At 60.5% G+C, this 23,045-nt stretch carries 9 protein-coding genes; 2 read left to right on the forward strand and 7 right to left on the reverse strand.

Features of this window, described 5'->3' with window-relative positions; translation table 11 throughout:
• The first annotated feature begins 36 nt into the window (after positions 1-36).
• Positions 37-864, forward strand: coding sequence for a phosphonoacetaldehyde hydrolase (gene phnX / locus HBO41_RS00325; protein ID WP_017137004.1), 828 nt, complete (start codon positions 37-39; stop codon positions 862-864).
• Between the two features lie 22 nt (positions 865-886).
• On the opposite strand, the gene HBO41_RS00330 is transcribed toward phnX, so the two are convergent.
• Together HBO41_RS00330 and HBO41_RS00335 are read right to left on the reverse strand one after the other, a co-directional pair.
• Positions 887-1,810 (reverse strand): LysR family transcriptional regulator, encoded by a 924-nt coding sequence (locus HBO41_RS00330; protein WP_099548945.1) that lies wholly within the window; start codon positions 1,808-1,810, stop codon positions 887-889.
• A 108-nt stretch (positions 1,811-1,918) separates the two neighbouring features.
• Entirely contained in the window at positions 1,919-2,974 is a 1,056-nt protein-coding gene (locus tag HBO41_RS00335; RefSeq protein WP_169984766.1) for a D-isomer specific 2-hydroxyacid dehydrogenase family protein, read from the reverse strand.
• A 183-nt stretch (positions 2,975-3,157) separates the two neighbouring features.
• On the opposite strand from HBO41_RS00335, the gene HBO41_RS00340 reads away from it, so the two are divergent.
• Positions 3,158-3,310 (forward strand): hypothetical protein, encoded by a 153-nt coding sequence (locus HBO41_RS00340; RefSeq protein ID WP_017137007.1) that lies wholly within the window; start codon positions 3,158-3,160, stop codon positions 3,308-3,310.
• A gap of 129 nt (positions 3,311-3,439) precedes the next feature.
• Here HBO41_RS00340 and HBO41_RS00345 read toward each other — a convergent pair whose 3' ends face one another.
• The 5 genes from HBO41_RS00345 to HBO41_RS00365 all read right to left on the reverse strand — a co-directional run bounded on the left by HBO41_RS00345 (position 3,440) and on the right by HBO41_RS00365 (position 23,041).
• Positions 3,440-6,274 carry a TonB-dependent receptor gene (locus HBO41_RS00345; RefSeq protein WP_169984768.1) on the reverse strand — a complete coding sequence of 945 codons (2,835 nt, stop codon included), beginning with the start codon at positions 6,272-6,274 and terminating at the stop codon, positions 3,440-3,442.
• A gap of 96 nt (positions 6,275-6,370) precedes the next feature.
• Positions 6,371-7,336, reverse strand: a complete 966-nt coding sequence (locus HBO41_RS00350; RefSeq protein WP_169984770.1) for a FecR domain-containing protein — start codon at positions 7,334-7,336, stop codon at positions 6,371-6,373.
• Positions 7,333-7,839 (reverse strand): sigma-70 family RNA polymerase sigma factor, encoded by a 507-nt coding sequence (locus tag HBO41_RS00355; protein WP_017137010.1) that lies wholly within the window; start codon positions 7,837-7,839, stop codon positions 7,333-7,335. The genes HBO41_RS00350 and HBO41_RS00355 overlap by 4 nt, the downstream gene beginning before the upstream one ends.
• A 294-nt stretch (positions 7,840-8,133) precedes the next feature.
• Positions 8,134-8,367 (reverse strand): hypothetical protein, encoded by a 234-nt coding sequence (locus HBO41_RS00360; RefSeq protein ID WP_099548941.1) that lies wholly within the window; start codon positions 8,365-8,367, stop codon positions 8,134-8,136.
• The gene (locus HBO41_RS00365) at positions 8,354-23,041 is read right to left on the reverse strand and encodes a filamentous hemagglutinin N-terminal domain-containing protein (protein WP_169984772.1); all 14,688 of its coding nucleotides are present in this window, start codon (positions 23,039-23,041) and stop codon (positions 8,354-8,356) included. Before HBO41_RS00365 ends, HBO41_RS00360 begins: the two co-directional genes overlap by 14 nt.
• Positions 23,042-23,045 lie beyond the last annotated feature (4 nt).

Raw genomic sequence — 23,045 nt, forward strand, 5'->3', positions numbered from 1 at the left:
GGACGGCCTCCCTGTACCCGCAACTGGAGATTGACCATGCATTACCAACAACCCAAGCAACTGCAAGCTGTCGTCCTCGACTGGGCAGGCACCGTGGTGGATTTCGGCTCGTTTGCCCCCACCCAGATTTTCGTCGAAGCCTTTGCCGAGTTTGGCGTGGCGGTGTCACTGGAGGAGGCGCGCGGCCCCATGGGCATGGGCAAGTGGGACCACATCCGTACGCTGTGCAACCAGCCGCAAATTGCCGAACGCTACCGCGCCGTGTTTGATCGCCTGCCGACCGATGAGGACGTCACCGCGCTGTATGAACGCTTCATGCCCCTGCAAATCGAAAAGATTGCACTGCATTCGGCGGTGATCCCCGGCGCCCTGGAAGCCATTGCAGCCCTGCGCAGCAAAGGCCTCAAAATCGGCTCGTGCTCGGGCTACCCGGCAGTGGTCATGGCCAAAGTCGTGGAGCTGGCCCGCCAGAACGGCTACGTCGCCGACCACGTGGTGGCCACCGATGAAGTGCCCAACGGCCGCCCGTACCCGGCGCAGGCGTTGGCCAATGTGATCGCGCTGGGCATCAGCGACGTCGCGGCGTGCGTCAAGGTCGATGACACCTGGCCGGGTATTCTCGAAGGGCGCAGCGCCGGCATGTGGACGGTGGCACTCACATGCTCCGGCAATGCCCTGGGCCTGACCTACGAGCAGTTCAAGGCGCTGCCGGCGCAGAAACTTGCCGAAGAACGTACACGCATCGGCCAGCTGTTCGAAGGCGCCCGCCCGCATTACCTGATCGACACCATCGTCGATCTGGCGGCGGTGGTTGAAGACATCAACGCCCGCCTGGCACGCGGGGAAACACCCCAAGGCGTCTGACCGGTTCGGGGCACGCCTGCTGTTAAAGCGTGCCCCATTCGTCCCGACATGCCAGCAAAAAATCCACAAACGCCCGCACCCGATGCGGCACATAGCGCCCATGGGGATACAGCAAGGTGAAGGGCCGTGAACGCCCGCCAAACGGCTTCAGCACTTCAACCAGGCTGCCGTCGGCCAATTCACGCTCAACGATAAACTTGTAGGTCTGAAACAACCCCGCGCCGTGTTTGGCCAGGGTTACGCCGCCCAGCACATCATGGGCAATGCTGTAACCGGCCTCTCCGGCAAACTCCTGCTCCTGGCCTTGCAGCTGGAACAGCCAGGGGATGCGCCGGCCATTGCTGGGCAGTTCAAACTGAATGCACTCATGCAATGGCAGATCGTCCAGCGTCTGCGGTGTGCCGACGCGCTGCAAGTACGCAGGCGCAGCGATAACCACCAACTCAGCATCTTCCAGCAGCCGCGCGATCAGCGACGAATCCGGCTGGGCGCGCACGCGAATGGCCAGGTCATAACCTTCGGCAACGAAGTCGATATTGCGGTTGCTGATGTGGATATCCACAGTGACTTGCGGGTACTGCGCACGGAACCTGGGCAGCAGCGGCAGCAAGCGGTGATGCGCGTAGGTGGTCGGCACACTGATGCGCAAGCGCCCGGACGGCACCGCCTGCGCGCCCATCACCTGTTGCTGGGCCTCCACCAGTTGCGTCAGCGCCTGGCGGCACTGCTCGTAAAATGTGCGGCCGCTGTCGGTGAGGCGAATGCTGCGCGTGGTGCGCACAAACAAGCGCGAGCCCAGGCGTTCTTCCAGGCGCGAAATACTGCGGCTGACGGCGGCCGGGGTAACGCCCGCAGCCTGCGCAGCAGCGGTAAAACTGCCGGCCTCGACAGCGAGGCAGAACAGTTCGATGCTGCCCAGCTGCAAATCTTCGAAATGGCGTTTCATGATTGATTACATCGGCTCACTATCCGACGTCATTCTTACCAGCCTCTTGGCCTTTAATACAGCGCTCCGGGCGAGAATGAGTCATCGGCCTTCCTTGTGTCCGGCAGGTTAACGCACGATGGCGGCGGCACTGAATGCGTGGATCTTGTCGACGATCTGGCGTGATGCCGTCCGGATTGCCGTGGTGGTATTGCCGGCAATGTGCGGCGTCAATTGCGCATTGGCAATAGCGGTCAATGGCGAGTCGAAGCGGTCTTTCTCCAGGGCAAAGGTATCGATGGCCACCGCTTTGATATGCCTGGGAAACTCGCCCATGAAGGCGGCCAACTGGTGTTCGTCGACGATCCCGCCGCGCGCGGTATTGATGAGGATTGAGCCCTGGCGCATCTGCCGGAACTCGGCAGTGCCGAACAAGCCTCGGGTCTGCGGGGTGAGCGGTACGTGGATCGAGACGATGTCCGCCTCGGCCAGTAACGGTTCAAGACCCGCCCGTCGTTCAAGCCCAAGGCTGCGCGCCACCGCTTCGGTAAAGCGTTCGGACCCGGTGGCGATCACCTTGATGCCCAGCGCCGCAGCCTTGCGCGCCACCTGCCGGGCAATGCTGCCGGTGCCCACCAGCCCAAGCGTCAGTTCGGCGTATTCGCAGGCAGGTGCCAAGGTGCCTTTTGCCCAATGGCCGTTGTGCGTTTCGGCGTTGTAGTCATCCAGGTCGCGCGACAGATACAGCGCCTGGGCCACGACGTATTCGGCAACAGCGGCCGCGTTTGAGCCCGGCGTGTTAAGGATCGCCACGCCACACTGCTCGCACGCCAGCCGGTCAATATGATTGACCCCTGCGCCAGCCTGGGCAACGGCGCGCAGTGGCGTGGCCAACGCCGGCGAGGTGGCAGCGTGGATCAGGCCGGCGCCCAAGGGGATGTTCAGGCGCGTCTTGAACACGCTGTAGCCGCCAGCCTGACTCACGGCGGCAATAAAGCCAGGCTCGTCATGGCAGTTGATCTCGGCATAGTGAATGCGCGTGCCGTAGTGCTGCCGAATGCGCTCTTTGTCCGCGAAATAATACAGGTTGAGGGTGACACCCAGACCCAGCTCAAGAAAGCGATCGACTTCCTCAAACAGTAACGGCGGCCCGGGGGCATCCAGTATCAGGGTGGTAAATGCCATACAGTTGATTCTCCTGGAGGGTAGCGCCTGCCGATACCCAGGTTGCCCTGGGGATAGGGGTTAATTGATCGTTCCCACGCTCCGCGTGGGAATGCCGCCCCGGACGCTCTGCGTCCAGCGCTTGAAGGCGTGACGCGGAGCGTCACCGGATGCATTCCCACGCAGAGCGTGGGAACGATCACTGTGAAAAAAGCCAACACGGTGCTGATCACGCGCCACTATACCTTCACCAAGCCGGATGCCCTGTGCTCCCCGCAAGAGTTCGCGGCGATGAAGCCGGCGATTGAAGGCATGGTCAATGATTTGAAAAGCCAGATCATTGTGCAGGCGATGTAAGCTACTGAGAGCTAGGAACGGGCGCTGCCTGCCAGTGGGCGAGCGTGAACGACGAACACCGTCACTTGTGGCGAGCAGGCTTGCCACGGTGAAGGTGTCCAGCCTTAACCGATGGGCGTCGCCTGGCCCTTAGAACTTCGCCTGCACGCCCAACCGTAATGTACGCCCCGGCGCCGGCATGAAGCTTTGCGCCAGCGGGTCCAGGTAGTAGCGGTCGGTGACGTTCTGCAGCGATACATTCAGGCTCGCGTCCTCCTGCAACTTATAGTTGAGGAACAGATCCACCAGTGCCACTTCGCGGTAGTTCAGTTGCGGCGTGGTGGCGCCGGTCTGCCAAGGTTTGTCGGCGGTGACGGTGGGGCCGCTGGTGTAGGTAATACGTGTGCCGAGCGTAAGGCTTTGGTCAAAGAAGCGCAGGCCAGTGGTCAGGTTGCCAGCAAGCCGGGGTGGGTTCTGGGTGTTGGTGTAGGAACCCATGAAGCTGCCCGGCGTGCAGTTCGGGGTGTCGGCGGTTTTCTGGTAGCTGTTGCTGGTAGCACGCAGTGTGGCGGCGAAGGCCGCGTCGCAGGTTTCGGTTTTCAAGTAGTAGGTGGACGACAGGTCGGCGAACACGCGCCCGGCATCGTAGCGGGCTTGCAGTTCCAGCCCGCTGGTCTTGTAGCTGTCGGTGTTGCTGAAACGCATCTGGCCCCAGGTGCCTGGGCTTGGGTCGTAGTAGCGGGTGATGTAGTTCTTGATGGTGTTGTTGAAGTAGGCGAGCTTGATCGCCGCCGCGTCATCCTCGACCAACAGCCCTTTGCGCAACGTGCTGGCGCCGACCTCCCAGTTGCTTGAGCGCTCGGGTTTCAAGCCCTTGCCGGGCAGGGTTTGCAGCACGCCCTGGCTGGTTTCAAACAACGAGGGCATGCGAAACCCCTGGGTGTAGGAGGCATACACAAAGGTGTCCGGCAGCACTTCGATATTGATGCCCAGCGCCGGCGAAAATGCCCCGCCGCTGTTGCTGGCCTTGCCGGAATAGTCATAGCCGCTCACCACGTCACCGACCTGGGACGGGTAAACCGTCGAATCGATCACGCCAAAGTCGTTGTAGCGCACGCCTTCGAAGGGGAAGTTGGTGTTCTGGAACACGATGCCGTTGTTCAGGCGCGGATCAGTGGCGTTGGTGTACTCGCCGTTCTGGTCCGGGAACCACATCATGTTGCCGGAATTGTTGCCGTTGTAGACGCGCAGGTAGCGCAGGTCACGCTCCTCCCGTCGCGCGGTGGCATTGGCAATATGGTCTTTGCTGCGGTAGTGGGTATAACGGCCGCCACCCCATAAGGTCAGGCGGTCCACCGGCTTGTATTCGAGTTTGCCATTGAAGCTGTATTCCTGCCGCGAGCCTTCGCGCAGCATGCGGTTGGCGTTGATATCGTGCTGGGTGGTGGCGACGCCTTTTTGCGGGCGCAGTTCTTCGAGCTGGAACGAGCTGCCGAGGTCGAGCTTCAGATCACCGTAGTCGGTCGCCCAGCGTGAGGTGTTGGCCAGCCCGCCGCCGATGCGCTGGTTTGCCTGGCGGCTCCAGGCGCGGTCGGAGCGATAAGCCTGGGACGCAGGTGCGGCCACCGAGGTGAGCTGGCTGGTTTGGGCGTCGGTCATCCACAGGTCGGCGGTCAGGTCCACCAGCGGGTTGCCCGAGGGCAGGTAGTTGTAGCGAGCGGTGTAGGTGTCGATCCTGGTATGGCCCAGCGGGTACTGATAGATGCCGCCGGTGCCGAAACGGAAGATATCCGACGGCATGATCTCGCCAATGCGCCCGTCATAACGACGATAGCCCAGGTCGAAGGTATGGCCGTCCGCCGGGCGCAGGGTGGTCTTGAGCAGGAACGATTCGGTCTTCGCCGAGGAGTTGAGCACTTCTTCGCCGGCGTTGTAGGTAGTGGCGACGCTGGTGTCTTCATCGCCCCAACGGTTGTAGGTGCGGTAGCGGTCCTGGCCTTTTTTACCGGCAAAATAATTGCCCTGATTGCGCTTGGCGTAGGCCGCCACCACGTCGAAAAACTCATGGGTGTAGGCAAACGCGGCGCTGCCGGCTTCGGCCTGCGAGCCGAACAGCCCGCCGCGGCTCTGGTGCGGCTCAGCATACAGGTCCTGGGTTTTGGAGTGCGGGTCGCGGGAAGCCGGGGCGACGCCGTTGTTCCAAACATCGCCCTTGAGGCGCAGGCCGATGTTCTGGCCGTCCTTGAGGATGTCGCCAACGCCCAGGGTGCGCATCTTTACCGTGCCGCCAATGGCGCTGGAGGTCAGGCTGGGGCCTTTGTCGATGGTGATGTCGCTGATCAAGTCCGGGTCGATATAACTGCGCTGCTGAGTACCGGCATAGCCGCGATACACATCCAGCGCCTGCTGCGAACCGTCCACCGTAACCGCCACCCGGCTCTGGCCCTGGATACCACGAATATTCACATCCAAACCGCCGCCATTGCGGCTGTCGCCCACCTGCACGCCGGGCTGGCCCTTGAGCACATCACCCACCGACACCACGCCAAAACGTTGCATGTCTTCGCCGGAGATATACACCGACGAACGCGGCGCGCGGTAGACCTCCTCTTCGTCGAGATTTTCGCCCGTCACTTTTTGCGTCGGCAGCTGCACGGCCTCCTGGCGCAGGCGCAACACATAGCCACCATCGGCCTGGCGCTGATAGTCCAGGCCGGTGCCCGAGAGCACCTGGGCCAAGCCGTTCTCAGTGTTGAATTCGCCCTGCAGCCCCTGGCTTTTCCTACCCGCCGTGAGCAGCGAACTGCCCGCCATGCTGATCCCGGCTTCGGCACCAAAGCGCGACAGCACCTGGTCCAGCGGCCCGGCGCTGATGCTGTACGGGCGTTCACCGGCGGCCAACACCAGCTCACCGCACAACGGTTGCAGGCCGAGAAACAACAAGCTGAACGTATGACGACGCAAGACACTAACGGGGGAAATCATGCAAGGCTCCTAGGGATCGAAACCCACCTGTGCCGGTGGGTAATACCTAAAGGCCAAGCCAGATCGAAAAAACTATCGCGTCGGCGAAAAAAAACTTTACGCGGGCACCACCGTCACCCAATAACGGCTTCTTCGCTCGATGCGCACCGGCAAGGTTTTGGCCACCAGGGCCAGCGCGGCATCGGTGTCGTCCAACTGGAAACTGCCGGTGATGCGCAGCGCCGCCACCGCTTCACTGCAACGCAGCAAGCCTGGGCGATAGCGCGAGAGTTCGGCGAGCAATTGATCCAGGCGCATGCGTTCGGCAGGCAGGATGCCGTGCATCCAGGCCTGGGCCAGCAACAAGTCAACCGGGCTTGGGCGCCCGATTGCGTAGTCGTCAACGTTTATCTGCCAGCCAGCCTGCAACGGCACGGGCGTCGGCTGATGCCGCGCACTCACTTGCACCCGCCCGCGCAAAACAGTCACCTGCGTGCTCTGATGATCATGGCGCACCAACAGGTTGGCACCCTGGCTATAAAGCAGCGCGTTCGGGGTTTGCAGTTGTAACGAGGCAGACCCCGCTGGCGTATCGAGTGCCAGCTCGCCCTCGACCAACTGCACACTGCGTTGGCCTACGCTCACGTCCAGGTTGACCGCACTGGCGGTGTTCAGCCACAGCGAACTGCCGTCCGCCAGGGTCCAGTGTCGGCGCTCGCCGGTGCGGGTGCGATAACTCGCCAGCGCCGCGCGTACCCGCGTGGAGTCCGCACCTTGCCAGGCAACGCCGCCGAGCAGCCCCAGCGCCAACAGGCACTTGAGCACCTGACGACGGCGCTGAGGATCGGTCCCGGCCGCCTGCAATGCCTGGCGTGCCGTGACGTCGGCCAACACATTGGCGCCTGGTTGCAACAACAGCGGCAAGCTGCTGACCCGCTGCCAGGCGTACTCATGCGCGGGGTTGGCCTGGCGCCATTGCTGCAAAGCCTGATGGTCGGCGGCATTCATCAAGCCGGACTGTAAGCGCACCAGCCACTCGATGGCACTGTCGCGCACTTGCGGGTCAACCGCCACACTGCTCATTCAAACCGGCTCGCATAGCAGACACTGAATGCCTTACCCATGGCGCGCTGCACCTGGGCCACCGTCAGGCTTAATTGTTTGGCGATCTGCGGATAGGTCAGGCCATCGAGCTGCGACAAGAAGAAAATCTGCCGCACCCGCCCCGACAAACCGACCAGCAGCGAATCCAGCTGCAACAGCGTTTCGATCATCAGATGCCGCTCTTCCGGCGAAGGCTCCTCAGCCACCGACCGCGCCGCCAGCGCTTCCAGATAAGCCCGCTCGATGGCTTGGCGACGCCAACGGTTGATCAGCAAGCCGTTGGCGATGGTGGCCAGAAATGCCATGGGCTGGCGTAATTCACGCACGTCCTCTTGGGAGCGCAGCACGCGGATAAAGGTGTCATGTGCGAGGTCTTCGGCATCGGCCGTGTGCCCCAGCCGTCGATGCAACCAGCCTCGGAGCCAGCTGTGGTGATTGGCGTACAGCTGGGCGACGGGCGAGGGGGTGCTGTCGTGCTGCATTTCAGATCCACACTAATGATAATGGTTCTCATTTTATGGTCTGAGGAGAGGGGTTGTATAGAGGAAAAGTTGCGACGATCAGCCAAATCCAATGGCAAAAAAGCCTGCATTTCTGCAGGCTTTTCTCTATCTGGCTCCACGACCTGCAACGGAGCCACGAAAAACGTGCTGCAGACACTGAATCAATGCACCGCGTGACTATCAGCTATCGAGCAACCTTTATGCCTCACTTAACTTCCTGACCAACGTAGCCGCCATTAGCTTCAACGTTCTCTTGCTCACAGGCGCATCTCACTAACGCCTAAAGATGATTGATTTTGCGAAATCTGCATACTTATAAAACCAACTCAACGCAAACAAAATCGAAAATGGCATTCCCAACCATACAAATACCACATCAAATTCCACCTCAAACCCTGCGGAAATAAACAGGACTGGCAACAATGCCAGCAGGCAGCCTATGGAAAGCATTACGACTAAAATACCCGCCGCCATTATCGCCGAAGACATCAACTTACTTACCGTCACCCTTAGCCTCCTCGTAAAAGCCGTAGCCCTTATAACCCACTCCGCCGACATACACACCCAGCGCAGTACCAAATGGCGTTTTCGTACCTAACAGCGGAATGATAAAATTATTATCCATCTTCGGAACCAAAACCCCGAAGATCGAACCCTTCCTCAACCCATCCGAAGCCCCCATCACGAGAGGGACTTTCCCAAAGCCAGCACCGGCGGAAAGTAACGTATCCGCCCCTTGGTAGACCAATGGACCATAGCCACCTGGAATCAAGTCAAACGCCGACTTAACAGGGTTGTAGCTCTTAGGCTCATCCCCCCAGAAATGGTTGTACATCCCCGTGGTTCCTTCCAAGACATTACCTGCTCCAAACGCACTCATGGGAGCGCCCACGAAGCAGCCCGCAGCAGTGGCGCATAGCGTAACGCCTGCACTCACGGTCATGCCACCCAACCCCGCTGTGACTGCACTTTTTCCGACTGGGATTACATCGGACGTTGTTCCGTCAGCCAGACGATCAAAAAAACTATAGTTAAACAGCCCTTTTTCTTGCTGCACTTGCGCCCACGTAAGTTCATTACTGAGTCCAGCCATATCTGACTCCGTAAGGTATTTATTACGGTACTCTTCGCCGCCTCGTTCAAACTCCGCCCAGCATTTCGTCAGAAAACAGGTCGCTTTTTCGAGATTTTCTTTTTTGAAATCTCCTTTTTCAGTCTCTTGCTGTATAGCGTCAATTTCATCTTTATGTGCAGAACGATTGTAGAGGGTAGCATTTTTCGCAATCCATCCACCTTTCTCGATGGACTTCGCATCAGCATCTTTTTGCGAAGCTGCCGCCAGAACACCGACTATTTGAGAACTCATAGCTAGCAGATTCTTATCACCGCTAACCAACGAATCCAAGTGAACTACAGCCGCTTCGTTAATACCCGCCGCCAGCGCGCCGGTCTTGAAGTCTCCACCGGTGGCCTGGGCAAGTAACCCACCAACCATCGCATGCACCAATATCTTCGGCGGGTAGCCATCAGTCAGTTTGCCCTTGGTGTAATCCCCCACAGCATTGAAGCTTGCCGCTGCCAACGTGTTGAACAAAGCGCCTTTGAGTGCATCACCAAAGTCACCACCTTGCCCGAGCGCTTTGCTCAGCAGCGTCGACGTGCCGTTCTGCAAGGCTTGGTTCGCCGCAAACTGCCCAACGCCGGTCCAGGTGTTGAGGGCTGGCGAAGTGATAACAGCTCCCGTGCCTGGATTGGTCTGCGTGCCTGTCCAACCATCGAAAAGACCCGCCGTCAGGCCTGCCGTTACACCCGATATCACGTAGCCCTTCATTGCATCCGACGAGGTGACGTCCTTGAACACCGCCCCAAGATTGCCCCGGTTATTGATAACGCTGACGCTTGCATTAGTCGCTGCACTTGAAGCAACCGCACCCACCGCCGCTCCCGTAGCACCACCACCCGCCGCAGCCGCAGCCATCGGCCCTACGACCGCAGCCATCACGATCGCGATAATGATCTGCGACGCAGGACCAAGCCCGGAATTGCTGTATTTGAAGCTGTCGTGGATCTCCTTGACTTGATGCCAATCTACATCGCCACGCTTTTCCGCTTCCTTTATCCATGCCAATTGCGGGTCAGCTTTGACCATTGCATCAATGGACTGACTAACGGTTTGCTGATTGACCTGCGTCACATCAATTTTCAAACCATCCACCGCTTTGATCGCAATAGCGCCTGCAGCGGCCATTTGCGTTTGACGCACGGTTTCGTCGGTATTGCCTTTGCCTTTGGATGACACCCAAAAAGCGTTGTTATTGGACTTCTCGTGGCTTTCCTGATGAAGGTCCTTCACACCTTCGAACGTCACACTACCGCCACTGGCAATGGTCAGATCATTGCCACTTTCCAACTTCGCCGCCTGGTACTTCTGGTCACCCTGGCTTTGAATCGTAAGGTCGCCACCGGTTTTTATTTCACTGCCGATGTTGGTGACTTTAGTCACTTCGTCACGCTGGGTTTTCTTAGAGCCCCAACTCCCCTTCTTCTTCATGTCATACAGCGAATAATCGCTGTCTTCAGCCGACAGCAAGCCCAGGTTGCCGCCCGCGACCAGATAAGCCTCATCCCCCGCACTAATGCGGCTGGCGGTCATTAGCAGGTCCTTACCCGCACCAAGCGTTACATCCCCACCCGCATTCAGCGTGGTCGACACCTGGCTCACATGATCTTCCTGACGCTTCTCCTTTTTGCTCTTTCTAGAGGAATGTTCCTCATCCGCCGCCGAAGCCAGAATCAAATCAGCGCCTGCACTCATGCTGATATCGCGTTTCGCATCGATTTGGCTGGCAATCGCCGTGATATCCCGGCCCGCCTTCACGTTGATATCGCGCCCCGCCTCAACGCTTGAGCCATGTTGCGTGGCGCTGCTCGTTTGCAGACGCTTGCCCATGTCCATCGCGTTTTGCTCTTCGGCGGACACGAAGCTCACATCGCGCCCGGCGACGATCGTCATGTCACGACCGCTTTGCAAACCACTGCCTGCGCTGGTTACGTTTTGCCCCGCCTTGATACTCAGATCATTCGCCGCCTCAACCCGCGCAGCGCTATCCACATAATCGCGATGCTGCGAGTACCCTGCCCCTTTGTCATCCCAACCGGTCACGCTGCGTTCGTTGATCACATCGCCATTAATGGCGGTCAACGTCACATCACGCCCTTTGATGATGCCTCCGGCTTTGTTGACGATATTGTTGCCCGCCAGCAGGTCCAGGCGGTTGCCTGCTTCGATCAGCCCGCTGTTGGTCATGTCGTTGGCGGCCTTGGCCGACAGGTTGTTGGTGGCCCGCAGGGTGCCGGCGTTAACCAGGTTTTCGCCGGCAATCAGGTTCAGGTCGTTACCCGCGATCAAGGCTCCGGTGGGTGCAAGACGGTTGTTGGCCTGGGCCAGATACAGCACCGGCACCAGGACTTTTTCACCGTTCACTTCGTGCTCTTCCAGCCACACGATGTCATGCGTCAACGCCGCGACCTGTTGCGAGGTGAGGCTGACGCCCATCGACAGGTTCAGTTGCTGCTTGCTGCTGATGGCGTTGTCCATCAGGTACTTGAACAGTTTTTCGTCGGTGGTCTGGCCGTCGATAAAGCGTTGGCCGGTGCGTGCTTGCACGGCCTGCTGAATCAAGCGCTGTTCGTAGAGGCCATCGCCCAGGCGCTTCCAGCTTTCGTCCGGGTTGTAGCCCACGCCTTGCAGCAGGTAGTCCGAGCTCATGAATTGCTTGAGGTCGGTGAGTACCGGGTTGGTTTCGATCAGGTATTTGTGCGGTTGCGATACGGCACGACTTTCCGGCAGCCCCTGGACGCGGCTGATGGTTTGGCTGGCCAATGCCGTGGGTTGGCTGACCTGCGGTGGCTGTACGTTACCGACAACGGGTACGTCGTGGGCCGCCGGGGTAAGGCCCGGCAGTTGGGTATCCGGCGGTGCGATCGCAGCAACGTCTGCACTGCGCGCAACGGTCGACAAGCCCGGCACACGCAGATCAGGGAGAGCCCCGTCAGATGACGTATGCACAACCCTATCGCCTGGCGTTACGGCAGGCAGGTCGATGCCCGGCCGCGAACCATCGACCGCAGGCTGGGGGACACCCGTAGGATTGCGGGCGTCAATGCCATCGACGCGGGTGATGTCTACGCCACTGGTGCGACCCGGTGGCAGGGGCTGCACATCGGCGCTGCCCACGGCGCCGGTATCAATGGCACTGGCAACCGCGTTGACGACACCGGCTTCACGAGCAGCCACGGCAACTTGGCGCGTGTTGGTGGTCACTTGCGCCGCGCCACCCACCTGAATCACACGTTCGTGGGCGCCAGGCAGGGCTTGTTGGCGTTGGCTTGGGTCCAGGCTGGCGCTGCCCAGCGTCCAATCCTGATTACCAGCACCTGCCTGCCCCGTAGTGCCACTTTGGCCACTTAAACGAAACAATCCGTTCTGCCCGCTGGGCAAACCGAAGCCCGGCAGGGTCAAGGGGTTGACCTGCTGTTGGGCAAGGTCGGGCGGCAATTGTGCATTGAGCACTACCACCCGGGTTTTGTTGGCGCCTACGCCGGTGTCCAGCGAACGGCCATCAACCGCCAGCGCGGTCTTGATCACGTTGATGTTGTTGATGCTTTTACTGGCGGTGAGCGCAGCGTTGCCACCGGCCTGAATAATCGCCGGGGCCACCACCTGGGTGCCGCCTTGTACCGCGATGGGCTGGTTGATGCCGGGAAACAGCGACGGGCTGAACCGCGTCATCAAGGCCGCAAACGCCGCCTCATCCACCGGCGAACCCTGCGGGTGCGCACGGTTATAGGCCTGCACCGCGGCGACCATCTGGTTGTATTGGCCTTTGGAGATTTTGGTAATGCCGCCGTACTCCTGGCTCTGGGAGCCGGAACCACCGGTGGCCGCCAGGTTCAGAATGTTCTCGCCGCTGATCGACAGATCGTTAGCAGCCGACACCACGCTATAGCGGTTGGTGAAGTTCTGACCGGTAATCACCATGTTGCGCCCCGAACTGATCGTGGCGGAAGGCGAGTTCGCTTCGATCACACTCTCAACCGTGCGGCTCAGGGACACCGCCGGGCGCCGGTCGCTCCAACCGCCGCTGCAATGCTGGGTGCAACGGATGCTCACGCCCACCGAGGTCAGCTGCTGGTTGAGGGTGAATTTCTCGCGCTCGTTGACCACGTCATTGGCCGACAGTCTGAGGTCGCCCACACTCTCGATGCTGGCAGAAACGTTACGCACACTCTGCGCCAGAGTGCCAGCGGCTACGCCGGCCACCGTAAGGTTGCCCAGGCTGTAGATATCCGAATAGTTGTTGGTCAGGCTGCCGAGGTTGAAGGTCGAATCCTGGCCACTGAACAGGAAGCCACGTGCGCCGATGCCGCTGGCGGCGTGGTCGTTGAGCAGGCTTTGTGCCGTCAGCACCAGGTTCTGTGAAGCCCCCAACGTGCCGGTGTTAACGATGCTGCCGGCGTTGATGCGCAGGTCGCTGCTGGAGGTCAAACGCCCCCGGTTGAGCAGTTGGCCCCCGGTGGTCAGTTGGGAAGCGCCGCCGCCTGCCACACTGGCGGCTTCATTCACGGTTATCTGCGCGGCACTCAAGCCCAGGTTGCCCAGGCTGCTGTAGCGCCCATTGCCGCCATAACTGCCGGCCAGCGTCAGATTGGCCGTGCCGTCACTGGCGATCAGGCCATCGTTATTCCAGTTGCCGCCGTTGCCCGTCAGGCTGTCGGAGGCGAGTAACTGGCCACTGGCGGTCTGGTTCAAGGTATTGACGTTGACCGTCAGGCGCCCGGCCTGGATCACGCTGCTGTTGGTCCAGCTGTCTGCGGCCAGGGTCAGGCCACCACGGGTCACCAGGTTGCCGCCGGCATTGATCAGGTTGGCGGTGGCGATATCAAAAGTGCCGGTGCCGCCGTGCAGCAGACTGCCGCCCTGGTTCAGGAAGCTGCCGGCATTCAGGGTCAGGTCAGCGTTGGAGGTTTCCAGTCGTCCATTGCGGTTATCGAACGCACCGCCGAGCTGGAAATTGGTTTTGCCGCTACGGCCCAGCGCGCGCAGTTGCCCGCCTTGGTTGTCGACACTGGCGCCTGTCACGCTCAGGGAGCTATCGCTTTCAATCACACCGCTGCGGTTGATCAACGCGCCACCAGCGCTCAGCTCAACCGCGCGACCTGCAATTTGCCCGGCGCTGTTGTCCAGCTGTGCACCACTGACTCGCATCAAGCCGGTGGCATACACCCCGCCGTTGGCATTGGCGAAGTAGTTGGCATTGACCACTGCATCGCTGGTCTGCGCAGCGATGAAGCCGTTCTGGTTGTCGAGGCGGTTGGCAGTCAGGTTCAGGCTATGGGCCTGGAGTGTGCCACCCTGGTTATTGAGGTCACCGCTGACGCCCAGGCTCAGGCCGGTCTGGCCCTGCACCTTGCCCTTGGCGTTGTTCAATCCCACTGCGTTCAATTGCACGTCGGCGTCCTGGCTATAGATCAGGCCGTCGTTAGTGTTTTGCACGATGCCGGTGCTGGTGATCGCGACACGATCCTTACTGGCAAGGGTGCCGCCGCCACTGTTGTTCAGGCTACCGGCGAACAGCGTCAGCAGGCTTTGGCTGATGATTCTGCCCTTGGCGTCGTTGTTGACCTGCATCGCCCGCTGCAGCAGCAGTGGGCCGGAACTGGCAATGCTGCCGCCGCTGTTGTTGAGGGTGCCGAGCAGGTTGAGGGTCAGGCGACCGTTGGTGGCCAACGTGCCGCTGTTGTTGTTCAGGTCGGTGCCGGTGACGGTCATCGCTTGTTGGGCGTTGATCGTGCTTTGGTTGGTCAGTGTTACCGCCTGCAGATCCAGCGTGGTGCCGCTTTCGATCAAACCGCCATCGGCGTTGGTCAGCGCACCGGTCACGATAAGCGTTTGCCCATCGCCACTGGAAAGTACGCCTTTGCCACTGTTATCCAGGCTGGCGGCACTAACGCCCAAGCGGCCCTGGCTAACCAGCGCGCCTTCGTTGTTGTTTTGCAACGCGCCGCTCAGGCGCACATCGATTGCACCGCTGCGGCTGGAGAGCGTGCCGTTGTTACGGTTATCGAGGTTGCCACCACTGACGTTCAGACCTTGCCAGCCGGACAGCAGGCCTCTGGCGGTGTTGTTCATGGTGTCCGCGTTGACAGTCAGCACTTGGCTGCTGATCAGCTTGCCGGCGCGGTTGTCCAGGTTGCGCGCCGTCAAAGCGAAGCTTTGCAGGCTGGAGATTTCACCGCCCTGGTTATTAAGGTCGCCCAGGTTTTTCAGGGTCAGCGGGCCGTTAGTCAGCAGCAGACCGTTGCGGTTGTCCAAATCACTGTTGTTGAGGTCCAGGGTCATTCCCTGCTCACCCACAACGCGACCGCCCGCCAGGGCCAGAGCGTTGAGGCTCGCGGTCAACACACCTTTGGCCGAGACCTCACCGCCGTTGCCGGTGTCGAGGCCGGCGGCGTTGAGATTCAGGGTTTGCTTGGCACTGATCAAGCCTTGGTCCTGGTTGTTCAGCAGGCCATCACTGGTCAGTTGCAAGTCGCTGCGGCTATTCAAAGTGCCGCCTCGGTTGTCGACGGAGCCTGCGTGAGCGTCGAGGCTGGCGGCGCCGATCAGGCCTTTGAGGTTGGCCAGGGCTTGATTGACGCGCAGGGTCAGGCCCTGATTACTCAGCAGCTTGCCGTTGCTGTTATCCAGACTTTGCGCGGCCAAGGTAAAGGCTTGGGCGCTGGAGATTTCACCGTTCTGATTATTGATGCTGTTGAGGTTGTTAAGCGTCAGCGGGCCAATAGCGTTGATCAATCCGCCTTGGTTCTTCAGTTGGCCGTTGTTCAGGTCGAGACTCAAGCCAGCGTTGCTGAACAGCTTACCGCCCTGCTGATCCAGCCCGGTGACGCTGGCGGTCAGCGTCTTGGCGCTGCCGATGCTGCCGCCGTTGGTCAACTGTGCGGTGGTCAGGGCCAGGGTGTCGCCGCTGTTGAGGCGGCCGGTTTGGTTGTTCAGCTCGCCTGTGCTGACCGTGACCGGGCCTTTGCCGCTGATGATGCCTTGCTGGTTGCCAAGATTGGCGCTTTGCAGTGTCAGGCCGCCGTCGGTGACCAGTTTGCCTTCGCTGTTGTTGAGGCTGTCGGTGACGGCGACGCTCAAACCATTGGCGCTGGACAGGCTGCCTTTGCTGTTATTCAGGCTGCGGGCTTTGACGGCCAATGCGTCTTCGCTGCTAAGCACACCCTGGCTGTTATCGAAATCACCGGCGAGATCCAGCTTCAGCGATTGCTGGCTGAGCAGCTTGCCGCCGTTGTTGTCCAGCATGGAGCCGGTCAGCGTCAGGCGCTCGCCGTTGAGTTCGCCGAGGGTGCGGTTGATGACCTGATCGACTGCAAGGCTTAACGTACCGCCTGCGAACACCACACCTTTGTCGCTGTTGTTGAGCTGCTGACCGGTGACGCTGACGTCGGCGTTGCCGGTCAATTCGCCGGTGCGGTTGTCGAGCGTCTGCACGTCAAGTTTCAGCGCTTTTGTGGCGCCTACCAGACCGTTGCGGTTATCAAGGTTTGCGCCGCGCAGGTTGAGCTCGTCGGTGCTGATCAGTTTGCCGTTTTGGTTATCGAGGTTGCTGGCGCTGATCGTCGCAAGCGCCTTGCCCGCGATCTCGCCATTGCGGTTGTCCAGCGTTGCGCTGGTCAGCAACAAGGCACCGTCGGCGATCACGCTGCCGCGTTGGTTATCGAACAATTGGCTGGCGCTGAGGGTGACATCGCCACGCCCGCTGAGCACGCCTTCGGTATTGTCCAGGCGAGTGCTGCGCACATCCAGGCTGGCGGCGTTGAGATGGCCTTTGAGGTTGGCCAGCAGTTGGTCGACACGCAGGGTCAGTGCCTGGTTGCTGATCAGTTTACCGTTGCTGTTATCCAGGTTTTTTGCGACCAAGGTAAAAGCGTTCTGGCTGGAGATTTCGCCGTCGCGGTTGTTGATATTGGCGAGGTTGTTCAGTGTCAGCAGCGGTGCGTTGATCACACCCGCGTTGACCAGTGCGCCGTGGTGCAGGTCAAGGTTGAGTTGTGTGGTGCTGACCAGTTCGGCGCCGTCCAATTGCGTCAGGCCGGTGACGCTGGCATTCATTGCGCCGACGCTGGCGATATGCCCGCTGTTGGTGAGCTGGGTGGCGCTGAGGTCGAGCTTGTCGGCGCTGATCACACGGCCGTCGATGCCGTTGGTGAACTGTCCGGTGTTAACGGTTGCCAGGCCTTGGCTTTTGAGCAGGCCGTTGGTGTTATCCAGGCTGGCACTGGTCAGTGTGAGGTTTTGGGCGCTTTCGACGGTGCCGCCTTGGTTGATTAGCGCCGCTGCACTCACAAGGGTCAACGGTCCTGCGCTGGAAATTTTGCCGCTGGTGTTGTCAATACGCTGGCCTGCCAGCGCCATCGAGCCTTCGCTGGTGAGCTTGCCGCCTGTGTTGTCCAGGCCTGCCTTCAGTTGAAGCGCCAAAGCACGCTGAGCGCCAACAGTGCCATCGGTGTTATCTACTGCAGTGCCGGTAAGCCGAGCGTCCTGGGCAAAGATCAAACCTTTGGCCTGATTGATCACCTCGGCCATCGCCAATTCAAGCGCAGTGCCGGCCAACAACTTGCCTGCACTGTTATCCAGGCGTTGTCCGCTGAAATCGACACTCTGCTGGCTGGAGATTTCCCCGCTGCGATTGTCGGTGCTGCCTGCCTTGAGTTTCAGCACTTTTGTCGCGGCGAGCAAACCGCCGTTCTGGTTATCCACGGTGGCAGCGTTGAGACTCAGATTACCCTTCGCGACCAACTGACCGCCCTGCTGATTCAGCACGCCAATCGTGGCGTCCAGATCATCCTGGCTGGCGATGCGCCCTTTGGCGTTTTCAACGGTATCGAGGGCCAGGCGTACCGGGCCAATCGCGCTGGTCAGGCCGTTCTGGTTGTTCAAGGACTGGCCGTCGAGTGCCAGCGCCTGCTTGCTGTTAAGCACACCTTCACGGTTGTCGAGCTGGCCGACGTGCAGGTTCAGCCCCTGATTGGCGCGCACCGCGCCGCCACGGTTATCCAGGCTATTGCTGCGCAGGGTCAGCAGGTTCTGTCCGGACAGGCGACCGGTGCGGTTGTCCACACTCCCAGCCTGGATGTCCATCACGCCTTTGGCGAGCACGGCACCTTTGGCTTGGTTATCGAGCAGGCCGTCGACTTTCACCGTCAGGCTGCCATCGGTCGCCAGACTGCCGGACTGGCTGTTATCCAGGCTGGCCGCGGTCACGTTCAAACGCTGGCCGGCGCCCAAGGTGCCGGCCTGGTTGAACAGTGCACCGCGGGCGGTCAAGTCAAGGCTGATGTCGCCCATCACATGACCGTCGTTGCGGTTATTCAGGGTCATCGCGTTGACCACTGTGGCGCCGCCGCTGGAGACTTCGCCGTCGTCGTTATGCAGGTCAGCCGCCAACGTTAACGCGAGGTCTTTGGAACTGCTGAATACGCCGTGGGTGTTATCCAGTCGCCCAGCTTGAGCAGCCAGGCCAGCCGCAGAAATGACGCCCTTGAGGTTGATCAGCGCTTGGTCGACTTTGAGGGTCAGCGCCTGATCACTGAGCACATGGCCGTTGCTGTTATCCAGACTTTGTGCGGCCAGGGTGAAGGCACGCTCGCTGGAAATTTCGCCGTACTGGTTGGCGACCGTGGAGAGGTTTTTCAACAGCAACTGACCCGGCGCATGGATCAAGCCACCGGTGTTATCAAGAGCGCCGTGATTCATGTCCAGGCTCACGTCGCTGGTGCTGTAGAGCTGCCCACCGTTGCGTTGGTCCAGGCCCGCGAGGCTGGCGGTAAGTGCCTTGTTACTGGCGATATGGCCGTCAAAACGGTTGTCCACGTTCCCTGCCGTCAGCGCCAGGCGATCAGCACTGGTCAGGCGCCCGCCACTCTGGTTATTCAACGCGCCGGTCGTGATGCGCACAGCGCCGTCACCGATCATTTTGCCGCCGCGGTTGTCGATGCTGGCGCTGCTCACGGTCAACGCCATCGCGCTGAGCAGCTCGCCGCTGCGGTTGGTCAGTACGCCGCTGGCGGTCAGATCCAAAGCCGCACCGCTGCTGAGGCGGCCGCTGTCGTTGTTCAGTGTGGCGGTTTGCAGGGTCAGGCTCTTGTCACTGCGTACGGTGCCTTGCTGATTGTTCAGTTGGTCCAGTTTCAGGCTCAGTGCGCCGTTCGCTAAAAGTCGACCTTTGTTGCTGTTGTCGAACTGCCTGCCGTTGAACGACAGGTCGGTGAGGCTGGAGACTTCGCCGCCCTGGTTATTCAGGCTATCAACTTTCACCACCAGCGACTGGCGAGCGTTGAGCAAGCCACCCTCGCGGTTATCCAGTTGCGTGGCGCTTACCTGCATCGGCCCGGCTGCCGTTACGCTACCGCCACGGTTATCGAATTGCTCAATCGCCAAGGCCGCCTGCTGACCGCTGACAAACCGACCGCCACGGTTGATCGCGATGCCGCGGGTAGTGACGTTAAGCAAGCGGTCACCCTGCAACAGTCCCTGGCTGTTATCCAGGCTCATGCTGCTCAAGGTGGTGGTAGCACCGATGACTTCACCGTGGTGATTGTCCAGGGCAGTGTCGACGGACAGTGCCAGATCATCGCGGACGTTCAGCTTGCCTTCGGCGTTAACCAGGCTGTTTGCGTGCAGGTCCAACCCCGTGGCAGCGACCAAGCCTTGGGTGTTGTCCAGCGCACCGGCAACACGCACCACAAGGCCTTGCTCGCTGAGCAATTTGCCGCCCCGGTTATCGAGGCTGCCTGCGGTAAACGCCAGGGCCTGGGCGCTGGAAATTTCCCCGGCCTGGTTATCGACACTGCTTAAGTTGCTCAGTAGCAGCGTGCCCGGCGCGTGAATCAAGCCGCCTTGGTTATTCAGGTGGCCGTGGTTCAGGTCAAGGTTTGCACCCGCTTGGCTGTGGATATTGCCTTTGGCACTATTGTCCAGGCTTGCCGCACTCACCAGCAACGGGCCGGTTGCGCTGAACAGCCCGGCCTGGTTCAGCAGGTGCGCGCTGATCAACGCGCCAAGGCGACCGTCGCTGGTCAGCTTACCGCCACTGTTGTCCAAGCGCGTAGCGGTGATGTCCAGCGCCTGCCCGGCGAACAGCGTGCCCTGGCGATTGTCGATCAAGCCTGAGCTGTTGAGCGAGAGCATCGCGTCGCCTTGCAGCAGGCCCTCGCGGTTATCCAGCGACGCACTGTTGACCGACGCCGTGCGCGCCAATAGCTTGCCACTGCGGTTATCCAATGCTCCGTCGATCTGTGCGATCAGGCCATCACCCGCGCTGAGCGTGCCGCCTTGGTTAGTCAGGCTGGCGGCGCGTACATCCAGCGTTTTAGCCGAGATCAAGCCTTGCGTGTTATCCAGTGCGTGGGCGATACGCAGGGCCAAACCCTGCTCGCTGAGGAGCTTGGCGTGCTGGTTATTCAGGGTATCGGCGGCCAGGGTAAACGCCTGGGCGCTGGAAATTTCGCCGCCTTGGTTATCGACGCTGGCGAGGTTGCTCAGCAGTAATTGGCCAGGGGCGTTGATCGTGCCGCCCTGGTTATTCAAATGCCCATTATTGAGGTTGAGGCTTACGTCACCCTGGCCGAAGAATCGACCATCGTTGTGCTGATCAAGACCACTGATACCAGCATTCAGCATTTGGCCCGCGCTGATGCGGCCGCCCTCACTGTTATCCACTTGGCCGGCGTTCAAATTAAATGCGACGTCACCGCGCAAGGTGCCACGCTGGTTGTTCAGCGGGCCGCTTGATTGCACGGTGAGGTTACGGGCGACGAGACTGCCCTGTTGGTTATCAAGGCTACCCAGGCTGAGGCGTACATCACCTTTGGCGGCAAACAGACCGGTCTGGTTGAGCAATTGCCCGGCAATCACCGCGACCAACACGCCGTCGCTGGTGAGCGTGCCTGCGCTGTTGTCCAGGCGGGATGCATTGAGGGTAAACGTTGCACCTGCCGCCAATGTACCGCGCTGATTGGACACCACGCCGCTGCTGAGCACCAGGGAACGATCACCTTGCAGGCGGCCACTGTTGTTGTTTAATTCACCCGTGGTGGACGCCAGGTCGGTGGCCAGCAACTCGCCGCCGCGGTTGTCCAGCAGGCCTGCGGTGTTCGCCGTCAGTTGATTAAATGCGCGGAGCTTGCCGCCCTGGTTGTTCAGCCTGGCGGCGTTGACGTCGAGGTTCGACGCCGAAACCAGGCCCAACGCATTGTTCATTGCACCGGCGATACGCAGGGTCAGGCCTTGGTCACTGAGCACTTTTCCGGCGCCGCTGTCGAGGCTGTTGGCGGCCAGGAGGAATGACTGCGCGCTGGAGATTTCCCCTTGGCGGTTATCGACCGTGTTGAGGTTGTTAAGGGTCAATTGACCGCCGGCGTTGATCAGGCCGTTGCGGTTATCCCAGTGACCTTGGTTGAGGCTCAACGTCAGTGAGCCTTGGCCGTTGAGCGAGCCCTTTTGGCTGTTGTCGAGGGCGCCAGTATTAACCTGTGCCGCCTGACGCGATGCAATTCGCCCGCCCTGGTTATTGATCAGCCCCGTCGCATTCAGGCTCAGCGATTGGCCGGCCGAGACCAGGCCGGCGACGTTATCCAGTTCATTCAGTTGCAGCGTGACCTGCGCCTGGCTCGACAGCTCGCCGTTGCGGTTGATCAGTTGCCCGATACCCGCCGTGAGGTTGCCGGTGCTGGTGACCAAACCACCTTGGCTGTTGAGCAGTTGCCCGGCGGTGATCCCAAGGCTGCCTGCGCTGAGGAGGCGGCCCTGGTTCTGGTTGTCGATCTGCGTGGCCGTCAACTGTGCGTCGCGCCGGGCACTCAAGGTGCCACCCTGGTTGGCCAGTTCGCCGGTATTGACGCTGAGGTCGCGGCTGGCGATCACGGTTTTGCCGGTGTTGTCGATGGCCTGCGCGGTCAAGCGCACATCGCCCTGGGCATTGCGGCTGTTATCGGCGTTGACGCCTGCTTCGATGATCCCGTTGTTGGTCAAGCGGCCGCCGGCGTCCAGCGCGATGCTGTCCTTGGCGGCCAGGGTTTGTTGCGTGGTGAGCGCACCTTGGGTGTTTACCGACAGATCAGTACCGGCGTAGACCGCCGCCTTGGCTTGCAAGCTGGCCGCTTTGACGGCGACAGAGGTGCCTGCCGTGGTTGTGCCCATGACCACATTGCCCGCAGCATCAATCTGGATATCACCGCCGGCGACCATGTCGCCCGACAGCTTCACGCCCACACCGGCCTCGGTGCCGATCAGCTTGACCGCGCCCACATACATGCCGCCCAACGCCGACGAGTCAATCGCCAGGTCTGGCGCCTGGCTGCCATCTGCCGCCCGTGCGGTGGCATTCAAGGTGCGTGCGTCCACATCGTTGCGCCCGGCGACAATGGTGAGTTTTTTCGCCTGGATCTGCGCATTGATGGTGGTAGCGCGGGTGATGATTTCGAACTGGTCGACATTGGTCGCGTTGAGGCCCGCGCCTTCGATGGCGACGTTGCCTTGATCGACTTGATAGCGGCTGATCTGGCCGTTTTCGATCACCGCTTTACCGGTGGTCAGCGTGACTTGCGGCGTGTTGATAAAGCCGCAACCGTTGCAACTGATGCCATACGGGTTGGCGACAATCACATGGGCCGACTGCCCCGCCACTTCGGTGTAGCCGCGCAGTTGGCTGGGGCTCCCGCCGTTGACTTCGTTGAGGATGATATTGGCAGCGGTGCCGCGCAGGTTCGGGTTGCCGACGATGATGCCACCCAGTTGTGTGGCCTGGGTGCGGTCGGTCGCGTTGTTGAGGATGACGCCGTTGGCACCGACGTTATAGTCATGAAATTGGTTGTGCGAGAGGCCATTGGCATTCGGTGCGGCGATATTGACGATGGGCACGCCATTGCCCGCCTGCGCGAGGCCTGTGCCCGGTGCACTGACCACAATGCCGTCGGCCTGGGCCAGCAACGGGTGCCAGAACATCGCGTTGGCCAGGATCAACGCCAACCCGCGTTTAGGCAGCCCCAAAAAGTGGGAACGGCTTTTTACGGCAGCAGAAGGCTGGCGCGCGAGGAAAGCGAACTGGCGAACGTCCATGTTG

Source organism: Pseudomonas sp. WS 5146 (genome assembly GCF_012985495.1).
In the GTDB taxonomy this organism is placed as follows: domain Bacteria; phylum Pseudomonadota; class Gammaproteobacteria; order Pseudomonadales; family Pseudomonadaceae; genus Aquipseudomonas; species Aquipseudomonas edaphica.

What these genes read in the sequence shown, in the direction of transcription:
- phnX (WP_017137004.1), top strand. Translation starts at nt 37, where the DNA reads ATGCATTACCAACAACCCAAGCAACTGCAAGCTGTCGTCCTCGACTGG.
- HBO41_RS00330 (WP_099548945.1), bottom strand. Translation starts at nt 1,810, where the DNA reads ATGAAACGCCATTTCGAAGATTTGCAGCTGGGCAGCATCGAACTGTTC.
- HBO41_RS00335 (WP_169984766.1), bottom strand. Translation starts at nt 2,974, where the DNA reads ATGGCATTTACCACCCTGATACTGGATGCCCCCGGGCCGCCGTTACTG.
- HBO41_RS00345 (WP_169984768.1), bottom strand. Translation starts at nt 6,274, where the DNA reads ATGATTTCCCCCGTTAGTGTCTTGCGTCGTCATACGTTCAGCTTGTTG.
- HBO41_RS00350 (WP_169984770.1), bottom strand. Translation starts at nt 7,336, where the DNA reads ATGAGCAGTGTGGCGGTTGACCCGCAAGTGCGCGACAGTGCCATCGAG.
- HBO41_RS00355 (WP_017137010.1), bottom strand. Translation starts at nt 7,839, where the DNA reads ATGCAGCACGACAGCACCCCCTCGCCCGTCGCCCAGCTGTACGCCAAT.
- HBO41_RS00365 (WP_169984772.1), bottom strand. Translation starts at nt 23,041, where the DNA reads ATGGACGTTCGCCAGTTCGCTTTCCTCGCGCGCCAGCCTTCTGCTGCC.